The 8,873-nt window shown below is 42.3% G+C and carries 9 protein-coding genes; 8 read left to right on the forward strand and 1 reads right to left on the reverse strand.

The features are described from left to right. Positions 1-3: 3 nt before the first annotated feature. Both uvrC and ADI86_RS09715 read left to right on the forward strand, forming a co-directional pair. Positions 4-1,851, forward strand: coding sequence for an excinuclease ABC subunit UvrC (gene uvrC / locus ADI86_RS09710; protein ID WP_049532823.1), 1,848 nt, complete (start codon positions 4-6; stop codon positions 1,849-1,851). Continuing rightward, positions 1,841-2,674, forward strand: a complete 834-nt coding sequence (locus tag ADI86_RS09715) for a metallophosphoesterase family protein (protein WP_049532824.1) — start codon at positions 1,841-1,843, stop codon at positions 2,672-2,674. The genes uvrC and ADI86_RS09715 overlap by 11 nt, the downstream gene beginning before the upstream one ends. Positions 2,675-2,739: 65 nt before the next feature. Here the strand turns inward: ADI86_RS09715 and ADI86_RS09720 are convergent, their stop codons facing one another. After that, positions 2,740-3,540 (reverse strand): amino acid ABC transporter substrate-binding protein, encoded by an 801-nt coding sequence (locus ADI86_RS09720; RefSeq protein ID WP_049532825.1) that lies wholly within the window; start codon positions 3,538-3,540, stop codon positions 2,740-2,742. Between the two features lie 171 nt (positions 3,541-3,711). Between ADI86_RS09720 and ADI86_RS09725 the strand changes: the two genes are divergently transcribed. The 6 genes from ADI86_RS09725 to brnQ all read left to right on the forward strand — a co-directional run bounded on the left by ADI86_RS09725 (position 3,712) and on the right by brnQ (position 8,680). After that, entirely contained in the window at positions 3,712-4,317 is a 606-nt protein-coding gene (locus ADI86_RS09725) for a nitroreductase family protein (protein WP_049532826.1), read from the forward strand. 12 nt (positions 4,318-4,329) lie between these two features. Further along, positions 4,330-5,730, forward strand: a complete 1,401-nt coding sequence (pepV, locus tag ADI86_RS09730; RefSeq protein WP_049532827.1) for a dipeptidase PepV — start codon at positions 4,330-4,332, stop codon at positions 5,728-5,730. Positions 5,731-5,783: 53 nt separating this feature from the next. Further along, positions 5,784-6,368: a uracil-DNA glycosylase family protein gene (locus ADI86_RS09735; protein ID WP_049532828.1), complete on the forward strand. Its 585-nt coding sequence runs from the start codon at positions 5,784-5,786 to the stop codon at positions 6,366-6,368. Positions 6,369-6,380: 12 nt separating this feature from the next. Next, entirely contained in the window at positions 6,381-6,872 is a 492-nt protein-coding gene (locus tag ADI86_RS09740) for a prolyl-tRNA synthetase associated domain-containing protein (RefSeq protein ID WP_049532829.1), read from the forward strand. A 23-nt stretch (positions 6,873-6,895) separates the two neighbouring features. Next, entirely contained in the window at positions 6,896-7,183 is a 288-nt protein-coding gene (locus tag ADI86_RS09745; RefSeq protein WP_049532830.1) for a rhodanese-like domain-containing protein, read from the forward strand. A 171-nt stretch (positions 7,184-7,354) separates the two neighbouring features. Beyond that, the gene (brnQ, locus tag ADI86_RS09750) at positions 7,355-8,680 is read left to right on the forward strand and encodes a branched-chain amino acid transport system II carrier protein (protein WP_049532831.1); all 1,326 of its coding nucleotides are present in this window, start codon (positions 7,355-7,357) and stop codon (positions 8,678-8,680) included. Positions 8,681-8,873 lie beyond the last annotated feature (193 nt).

Consider the following 8,873-nt stretch of genomic DNA (forward strand, 5'->3'; position numbering starts at 1 on the left):
ACTATGAATAACTTGATTAAATCAAAACTAGAGCTCTTGCCGACCAACCCTGGTTGCTACATTCATAAGGATAAAAACGGGACTATTATCTATGTAGGAAAGGCTAAAAATCTGCGTAACCGCGTGAGGTCTTATTTCCGTGGGAGTCATGATACCAAGACAGAGGCCTTGGTGTCTGAAATTGTGGATTTTGAATTTATCGTTACTGAGTCTAATATTGAGGCACTTCTCCTAGAAATCAATCTCATCAAGGAAAATAAACCCAAGTACAATATCATGCTCAAGGATGATAAGTCTTATCCTTTCATCAAAATCACCAATGAGCGCTATCCGCGCTTGATTATCACCCGTCAGGTCAAGAAGGACGGAGGTCTTTATTTTGGACCTTATCCCGATGTGGGGGCGGCCAATGAGATCAAGCGGCTACTGGATCGGATTTTTCCTTTTCGGAAATGTACCAATCCACCGTCTAAGGTTTGTTTCTATTACCATATCGGCCAATGTATGGCCCATACTATCTGTAAGAAGGATGAGGACTATTTCAAGTCCATGGCTCAGGAGGTTTCTGATTTCCTAAAAGGGCAGGATGACAAGATTATCGATGGTCTCAAAGAAAAGATGACTACTGCAGCCCAGACTATGGAATTTGAACGGGCGGCGGAATATCGTGACTTGATTCAGGCCATTGGAACGCTTCGAACCAAGCAACGGGTCATGGCTAAGGATCTCCAAAATCGCGATGTCTTTGGCTACTATGTGGACAAGGGCTGGATGTGTGTTCAGGTTTTCTTTGTCCGTCAGGGCAAGCTCATTGAGCGCGATGTCAATCTCTTCCCCTACTACAATGATCCGGATGAGGATTTTCTGACCTACGTAGGACAATTTTATCAAGAAAAATCTCACCTGGTTCCCAATGAAGTGTTGATACCGCAGGATATTGATGAAGAAGCCGTCAAGGTCTTGGTAGATACTAAGATTCTCAAACCCCAGCGTGGAGAGAAAAAACAGCTGGTCAATCTGGCTATAAAGAATGCCCGTGTTAGTCTGGAGCAGAAATTCAACCTGCTAGAGAAATCAGTCGAAAAGACCCAGGGAGCCATCGAGAACCTGGGACGCTTGCTCCAAATTCCAACCCCAGTTCGTATTGAGTCCTTCGATAACTCCAACATCATGGGAACTAGCCCTGTTTCAGCCATGGTCGTCTTTGTCAACGGCAAACCAAGTAAAAAAGATTACCGTAAGTATAAAATCAAGACTGTGGTTGGACCGGACGATTATGCCAGTATGAGAGAAGTCATTCGCAGGCGCTATGGTCGAGTACAGCGTGACGGTTTGACTCCTCCAGATTTGATTGTCATCGATGGGGGACAAGGTCAAGTCAATATCGCTAAGCTAGTCATCCAAGAGGAACTGGGTTTGGATATTCCCATTGCAGGTCTGCAAAAGAATGACAAACACCAAACCCATGAGCTGCTCTTTGGAGATCCGCTTGAGGTGGTGGAGTTGTCTCGCAATTCTCAGGAATTTTTCCTCCTCCAACGCATTCAAGATGAGGTGCACCGCTTTGCCATTACTTTCCACCGCCAACTGCGCTCAAAAAATTCCTTTTCATCACAACTGGATGGAATTGAAGGTCTGGGACCTAAACGCAAGCAAAATCTCATGAAGCATTTCAAGTCTCTGACAAAAATCAAGGAAGCCAGTGTGGATGAGATTGTCGAAGTTGGGGTGCCAAGACTTGTCGCAGAAGCTGTGCAAAGAAAGTTGAAACCGCAGGAAGAAGTGGAATTAGCTCAAGTGGTGGAAGAAAGAGTAGATTATCAAACAGAAGGAGACCATCATGAACCATAAAATCGCAGTTTTATCAGATATTCATGGCAATGCGACGGCCTTAGAAGCAGTGATTGCAGATGCTAAAAATCAAGGAGTCAGGGAATACTGGCTTCTGGGAGATATTTTTCTTCCTGGTCCAGGTGCAAATGACTTGGTAACCCTGCTAAAGGATCTTCCTATCACGGCAAGTGTTCGAGGTAATTGGGATGATTGTGTCCTTGAGGCTTTAGATGGGCAATATGGCTTAGAAGACCCACAGGAAGTCCAGCTCATGCGATTGACCCAGTTTTTGATGGAGCGAATGGATCCTGCAACGATTGTCTGGCTACGAAGCTTGCCTATGCTGGAAAAGAAAGAAGTTGAGGGACTGCGTTTTTCTCTCTCTCATAATTTACCTGACAAAAATTATGGAGGTGACTTGTTGGTTGAGAATGATACGGAGAAATTTGACCAACTGCTAGATGAGGAAACGGACGTGGCAGTCTATGGTCATGTTCACAAGCAATTGCTTCGTTATGGCAGTCAAGGGCAACAAATCATCAATCCAGGGTCGATTGGCATGCCCTATTTTAATTGGGAGGCGTTAAAAAATCACCGTGCCCAGTATGCCGTGATAGGAGTTGAAGATGGGGAATTGGTGAATATCCTATTTCGTAAAGTCGCTTATGATTATGAAGCGGAGTTAGAACTGGCCAAGTCCAAGGGACTTCCCTTTATCGAAATGTATGAAGAGCTACGAAGAGAAGACAACTATCAGGGGCACAATCTGGAACTTTTAGCCAGCTTAATAGAAAAGCATGGGTATGTAGAGGATGTGAAGGATTATTTTGATTTTTTGTAAGAGTTTCCTAAAATAACCAATGCAAACTAAAAACGATTGGCTGGTCCAATCGTTTTTAGTTTATCTTATTGTAACTGAGATTGATCTGGGAGATAAGAACCACCTAGATAGGTATTGCTGAGTTTTTCAAGTGTTCCGTCTTGATAGAGTTCTTTGAGAGCTTTATCAAATTGCTCTTTAAACTCTTTTTGGTCGCTTGAGAAAACGATATAATTGTTGGGGCTATCGGCAGAAGGTAAATCAACGACTGAGAGGTCTAAGCCACGGTCCTTGATAATTTTTTGAACTGATACCTTGTCAAAGACTAGGAAATCAAATTCGCCGTTAGAGAGGTCTAAGATTCGTTTACCGATATCCTCTCCGGAAAAATCGATAGTAGCGGGATTGTCAGTGTGTTTCTGATTCCAGTTATTGATGAATTGAGCGTTTGAAGTTCCGGTATCCTCTTGCGTTGTTTTGCCAGCGATTTGGTCAAGTGAAGTCAGAGGATTTTTCTTGTTGCTGACAAGGACGAGGGGATTGTTCGAAATTGGAAGTGAGTAAAGGTATTTTTCAGCACGCTCTTTTGTGTAACTCAAGTTATTGGCTGCAGCCTGATAGTGACCAGAATCAAGTCCTGGAAAGATACTCTCCCAGGCGGTTCTTTGAAATTGAATTTCGTAGTCGCTGAGTTTTTCATCTACTGCTTTTAGAACTTCAATATCGAATCCTGTCAGATTGCCCTTGTCTTCGTAGTCAAATGGCGGCACATCACCAGCTGTAGCAACGACGATTGTTTTTTGAGAGCTGGTTTCTTTAGGTGTAGCTTGATTTCCACAGGCAACCAAAAATGGTAGGATGGCTAGTAATAGGCTAAATTTCTTCATAATGTCTCCATTCAAATGTAAAGTTATCTATTAGTTTATCAGAAACTTTCCCGATGAACCAATATATATTTTTTATGGCTGTGATAAAAAAACTTAATCATGAAAAATCCCTGCAAGCTCTTTCAAATTATGGTAGAATGGAAGCAGTAGAATTAGAAAAGGAAATCGATTATGAAATTTCTTGAATTAAATAAAAAACGTCATGCGACCAAGCATTTCACTGATAAGCCAGTGGATCCCAAAGATGTGCGTACGGCTATCGAAATTGCAACCTTGGCTCCAAGTGCCCATAACAGCCAGCCTTGGAAATTTGTGGTCGTTCGTGAGAAAAATGCTGAACTGGCAAAATTGGCTTACGGTTCCAACTTTGAGCAGGTATCATCAGCACCTGTAACCATTGCCTTGTTTACAGATACAGATTTGGCCAAACGTGCTCGCAAGATCGCCCGTGTCGGTGGAGCAAAGAATTTCTCAGAAGAACAATTACAATACTTCATGAAAAATTTGCCAGCTGAATTTGCGCGCTACAATGAACAGCAGGTCAGTGACTACCTAGCCCTCAATGCAGGTTTGGTTGCCATGAACTTGGTTCTAGCTCTTACAGACCAAGGAATTGGTTCCAACATTATCCTTGGTTTTGACAAATCAAAAGCCAACCAAGTTTTGGAAATCGAAGACCGTTTCCGCCCAGAACTCTTGATTACGGTAGGTTACACGGACGAGAAATTAGAACCAAGCTACCGCTTGCCAGTAGATGAAATCATCGAGAAAAGATAGAAGGAAGATAATATGACAGCAATTGATTTTACAGCAGAAGTAGAAAAACGCAAAGAAGACCTCTTGGCTGACTTGTTTAGCCTTTTGGAAATTAACTCTGAACGTGATGATAGCAAGGTTGATGCCCAGCATCCATTTGGACCTGGTCCAGTAAAAGCCTTGAAAAAATTCCTTGAAATCGCAGATCGTGATGGTTACCCAACAAAAAATGTTGACAACTATGCAGGACATTTTGAGTTTGGTGAAGGGGAAGAAGTTCTTGGAATCTTTGCCCACATGGACGTTGTGCCAGCAGGTAGCGGTTGGGATACGGATCCTTACACTCCAACTATTAAAGACGGCCGTCTCTACGCGCGTGGTGCTTCTGATGATAAAGGACCAACTACAGCATGTTACTATGGTTTGAAAATCATCAAAGAGCTTGGTCTTCCAACTTCTAAAAAAGTTCGCTTTATTGTCGGGACTGATGAAGAATCAGGCTGGGCAGATATGGACTACTACTTTGACCATGTAGGACTTGCGAAGCCAGACTTTGGTTTCTCTCCAGATGCTGAATTCCCAATCATCAATGGTGAAAAAGGAAATATCACAGAATATCTCCACTTTGCCGGTGAAAACAAGGGGGCAGCTCGTCTTCACAGCTTCTCAGGTGGTTTACGTGAAAACATGGTACCTGAGTCAGCAACTGCAGTCGTTTCAGGAGACTTGGCTGACTTGCAAGCTAAACTAGATGCTTTTGTTGCAGAGCACAGGCTTAGAGGAGAAATCCAAGAAGAAAATGGTCAGTATAAGGTTACGATTATCGGTAAATCAGCCCACGGTGCTATGCCTGCTTCAGGTGTCAATGGTGCGACTTACCTAGCCCTCTTCCTTAGCCAGTTTGACTTTGCTGCTTCAGCCAAAGACTACCTTGACATTGCTGGTAAGATTCTCTTAAATGACCATGAAGGTAAAAACTTAAAAGTGGCTCATGTGGATGAAAAGATGGGTGCTCTTTCTATGAATGCTGGTGTCTTCCGCTTTGACGAAGCAAGTGCTGATAATACCATTGCCCTCAACTTCCGTTATCCAAAAGGAACAAGTCCAGAACAAATCAAGTCAATCCTTGAAAACTTGCCAGTTGTTTCTGTTAGCTTATCAGAACATGGTCACACACCTCACTATGTACCAATGGAAGATCCACTTGTACAAACCTTGTTGAGCGTTTATGAGAAACAAACAGGTCTTCAAGGTCATGAGCAAGTCATCGGTGGTGGAACCTTTGGACGTCTATTGGAACGTGGTGTAGCCTATGGTGCCATGTTCCCAGACTCTATTGATACTATGCACCAAGCCAACGAATTTATCGCCTTGGAGGATCTTTTCCGTGCAGCAGCCATCTATGCTGAAGCGATTTACGAATTGATTAAATAATGCCATAGAAGTCTGAGATTTTATGCTTGGACTTCTTTTTGGAGGGGAAACAAATGTCTCAAATCGAAAGAATCAAGCAAGCCATCATGGTGGACCCACAAAATGAGAGTTATACGAAACAAGGAATAGAGCCTCTCTTTGCAGCCCCAAAGACCGCCCGTATCAATATCATTGGGCAGGCACCTGGTCTCAAAACCCAAGAAGCTGGACTTTACTGGAAGGATAAAAGTGGTGATCGCTTGCGGGAGTGGCTAGGTGTAGATGAAGATACCTTTTACAACTCAGGTTACTTTGCAGTCATGCCCATGGATTTCTATTTTCCAGGACATGGCAAGTCTGGAGATTTACCGCCTCGAGCAGACTTTGCTGAAAAATGGCATCCGCAGCTCTTGCAAGAATTGCCTGATATCCAATTGACCCTCTTGATTGGGCAATATGCTCAGGCTTACTATTTAAAGGAGAAAGTCAGTGGCAAGGTGACAGAACGGGTAAGACATTACCAGAACTACTTGCCAGCCTATTTTCCACTGGTACACCCCTCACCACGCAATCAAATCTGGATGGCCAAAAATCCTTGGTTTGAGTCAGAAGTGGTGCCAGAATTGCAAGCATTAGTAAATAAGATTATTCATCAATAAAGGAGAAAATTTATGGATGCTTACCAACAAGTAGCCAAAAAGTTGCAAGAGTTGGGGATTACATATAATGTGGTAGATCATCCACCTGTATTCACGACAGAGCAGGCAGATAGCTATATTAAAGATCTGGAAGGAGTTCGGACCAAATCTATGTTTTTGACTAACAAAAAGAAAACCCAGTACTATCTGCTGATCATGGATGATAAGAAGCGATTGGATATGGATGACTTTAAAGTGCAAGTGGGAGCTGATCGGATTCGCATGGCCTCATTGGACTCCTTGGCTGAGAAAATGAACCTACCAGCAGGAACGGTATCTCCTTTTGGTTTGTTAAATAATGAAGAAAAAGATATTCATGTCTATTTTGATAAGGACATTATTTCAGATGATGCCATGACTTTCCATCCTAATACCAATGAAAAAACTATCTTTATCAAAAGCAAAGACTTGTTCCGATTTTTAAAGTCGATTGGATTTACCTATGAGATATTAATCTTGCCTTAATGGCATCAAAGAGGAGAAAAAGAATGAAAGAAATAGCCTTTGACGCATTTTACCAGCTTTACCAAAACGACCAACTTTCTCTAGTGGACGTGAGAGAAGTAGAAGAGTTTGAAGCTCTTCATTTAGAAAGTGCCCATAACCTACCACTTAGTCAATTAGCTGATAGCTATGATCAGTTGGACAAGGACAACTTGCATTATGTCATTTGCAAATCTGGAATGAGATCGGCGCGTGCTTGCCAATTCCTATCAGAACAAGGTTATGAGGTTATCAATGTCCAAGGTGGCATATTGGCCTTTGAAGAACTGTAAACATTAAAATTTTCTCCTACTTGGTGTGATCTGGGTAGGGGAGTTTAATTTTTAGATAATTCTCATTTTTGAGAATCTTGAAAACATTCAATATTTACTTCGTGAAGCTTTTTTCATACTCTTATTCATGATATACTAGGTCAGTATTTTATAAATATGAAGGAGATTTATATGGCTAAAAAAGGTGCCCTAACAGGTTTACTCCTGTTTGGAATATTTTTTGGTGCGGGGAACTTGATTTTTCCGCCTTCTCTAGGTGCTCTATCTGGAGAACATTTTCTTCCTGCCATCGCAGGTTTTGTCTTCTCAGGCGTCGGTATCGCCGTCTTGACACTTATTATTGGAACGCTAAATCCTAAAGGATATATTTACGAGATTTCAACAAAGATAGCGCCTTGGTTTGCGACTCTTTACCTCTCAGTTCTTTACTTGTCAATCGGTCCATTCTTTGCTATTCCACGTACTGCTACAACAGCTTACGAAGTAGGGATTAAGCCCCTTTTGTCGGATGCAAATAAAGGTCTTGGATTGATTGTCTTTACTGTTTTGTATTTTGCGGCGGCGTATCTAATTTCGCTTAATCCATCAAAAATCTTGAACCGTATTGGACGGATCTTAACACCAGTCTTTGCGATTTTGATTGTTATCTTGGTTGTTCTAGGAGCTATCAAATACGGTGGAACAAGTCCTCAAGCTGCTTCGGAAGCTTATCAAGCTTCTGCTTTTGGTACAGGTTTCCTAGAAGGTTACAATACCTTGGATGCCCTTGCCTCAGTTGCCTTCAGTGTAATCGCAGTTCAAACCTTGAAACAGCTTGGATTTTCAAGTAAGAAAGAATACATTTCAACTATTTGGGTTGTTGGCATCGTTGTAGCCCTTGCCTTCAGCGCTCTTTACATCGGTTTAGGTTTCCTTGGAAATCATTTCCCAGTACCAGCTGAAGCGATGAAGGGTGGAACACCAGGTGTTTACATCTTGTCACAAGCGACTCAAGAAATCTTTGGCTCAACAGCTCAACTCTTCCTCGCAGCTATGGTTACCGTAACCTGCTTCACAACAACAGTTGGTTTGATTGTGTCAACAGCTGAGTTCTTTAATGAACGCTTCCCACAAATCAGCTACAAGGTTTATGCAACAGCCTTTACCTTGATTGGATTTGCTATTGCCAATTTGGGTCTTGATGCGATTATCAAGTACTCGATTCCTGTACTGGTTATCTTGTACCCAATCACGATTGCCATCGTCATGATTGTCATTGTTAACAAATTTGTGGCTCTTTCAAAACCAGGTATGCAGTTGACAATTGCTGTGGTTACAGCTATTGCCATTGCAAGCGTACTAGGAAGCTCGTTTAAGGTTGAGTTTCTTGCAAACTTTGTCAATGCTCTTCCTTTTGCCAAGGCATCACTCCCATGGTTGGTACCGGCCATCGTCGGAATCTTGCTCTCATTGGTCCTACCAAACAAGCAAGAAAGTGATGTTTTTGAAATGGAATAATCACTAATACTCTTCGAAAATCAAATTCAAACCACGTCAGCGTCGCCTTGCCGTAGGTATGGTTACTGACTTCGTCAGTTCTATCCACAACCTCAAAGCAGTGTTTTGAGCTGACTTCGTCAGTCTTATTTACAACCTCAAAGCAGTGCTTTGAGCAACCTGCGGCTAGTTTCCTAGTTTGCTCTTTGATTTT

This window comes from Streptococcus pseudopneumoniae, assembly GCF_001074975.1.
Lineage (GTDB): Bacteria > Bacillota > Bacilli > Lactobacillales > Streptococcaceae > Streptococcus > Streptococcus pseudopneumoniae_D.

What these genes read in the sequence shown, in the direction of transcription:
- ADI86_RS09725 (WP_049532826.1), top strand. Translation starts at nt 3,712, where the DNA reads ATGAAATTTCTTGAATTAAATAAAAAACGTCATGCGACCAAGCATTTC.
- ADI86_RS09735 (WP_049532828.1), top strand. Translation starts at nt 5,784, where the DNA reads ATGTCTCAAATCGAAAGAATCAAGCAAGCCATCATGGTGGACCCACAA.
- pepV (WP_049532827.1), top strand. Translation starts at nt 4,330, where the DNA reads ATGACAGCAATTGATTTTACAGCAGAAGTAGAAAAACGCAAAGAAGAC.
- ADI86_RS09745 (WP_049532830.1), top strand. Translation starts at nt 6,896, where the DNA reads ATGAAAGAAATAGCCTTTGACGCATTTTACCAGCTTTACCAAAACGAC.
- uvrC (WP_049532823.1), top strand. Translation starts at nt 4, where the DNA reads ATGAATAACTTGATTAAATCAAAACTAGAGCTCTTGCCGACCAACCCT.
- ADI86_RS09720 (WP_049532825.1), bottom strand. Translation starts at nt 3,540, where the DNA reads ATGAAGAAATTTAGCCTATTACTAGCCATCCTACCATTTTTGGTTGCC.
- brnQ (WP_049532831.1), top strand. Translation starts at nt 7,355, where the DNA reads ATGGCTAAAAAAGGTGCCCTAACAGGTTTACTCCTGTTTGGAATATTT.
- ADI86_RS09715 (WP_049532824.1), top strand. Translation starts at nt 1,841, where the DNA reads ATGAACCATAAAATCGCAGTTTTATCAGATATTCATGGCAATGCGACG.
- ADI86_RS09740 (WP_049532829.1), top strand. Translation starts at nt 6,381, where the DNA reads ATGGATGCTTACCAACAAGTAGCCAAAAAGTTGCAAGAGTTGGGGATT.